Source organism: Rhodococcus sp. BS-15 (assembly GCF_000813105.1).
Lineage (GTDB): Bacteria > Actinomycetota > Actinomycetes > Mycobacteriales > Mycobacteriaceae > Rhodococcoides.
The window spans coordinates 1-789 of record NZ_BAOX01000601.1 but is presented as its reverse complement, the minus strand read 5'-3'; the positions used below and the strand labels follow the sequence as shown (position 1 = coordinate 789).

The following is a 789-nucleotide window of genomic DNA, read 5'->3' as shown; positions in this document are numbered from 1 at the left end:
TCCGATCCGGTGGTGATCGTGACGGCGGTGGTCGAGTCGCCGTTGTTCGTCGCGGTGGGCTCCGGAGTGGTCGGTATCGCGGCGCTCGTGGTGGCCGCATCCGCGCTGGCCGCACTGTCGCCGCAGGTGGCGTCGGGTGCATCCGTCGGAGCCGGGCTCGGGGGTGCTCGGGTTCGCCGGGGGTCGGTCTGCTCGCGGGACTCGGTACCGGTGACCGGGTCGATGCCGGCCTCGGTGCATACCTGGGAACGGTCGCAGGGCTCGGACTGCTGGTCTGTGGCGCAGTGCTCGCACCCGTCGCTGCAGCGCGTGACCGTCGAGCGCTGGAGAGCGCGCAGCAGCGCGAGACGGGTACGCAAGGTGTCCGCGGTGTCGCCGGTCCAGGAACGACGAGGTGGCACGCCGCAGCCGGGACTGCAGGAGTGCTGTCCGGCGTGCTGTTCGTGCTCGGATCGTTGCTGCCGATTCTGGAGACCGACTCGGGAATCGCCGCGCCACAGATACTGGCCACACGCGTGGTCTTGGTTGCCGGATTCGTGATGATTCTGGGTTCGGTGCCGCTGCTGTTCTCCGAGTTCGCCTCGGCTGCGCGGCCGTTCGTGTCGATTTTCTGGCTCGGCGCGGTGGCGGCCGCGGCTGCGGTTCTGCAGTCGGTGGTGCTCGCCGAGGACGTGGAGGGGGGTGAGCACCGGCGTCGGCGCTCTGGCGATCATCGCGGGCGTCGTTGCGGCGGTGACGACCGGATTGCTGGCACTGTTCGCCGGATCGGCCGAGCGCGACGACGTCGAC

The 789-nt window shown here is 70.2% G+C and carries 2 pseudogenes; one reads left to right on the top strand and one right to left on the bottom strand.

From position 1 onward, the window contains the following. Positions 1-359 (bottom strand): annotated as a pseudogene (locus tag RHBS_RS29910) (hypothetical protein); the annotation flags it as partial. A 63-nt stretch (positions 360-422) separates the two neighbouring features. On the opposite strand from RHBS_RS29910, the pseudogene RHBS_RS29905 reads away from it, so the two are divergent. Further along, positions 423-789 (top strand): annotated as a pseudogene (locus RHBS_RS29905) (hypothetical protein); the annotation flags it as partial.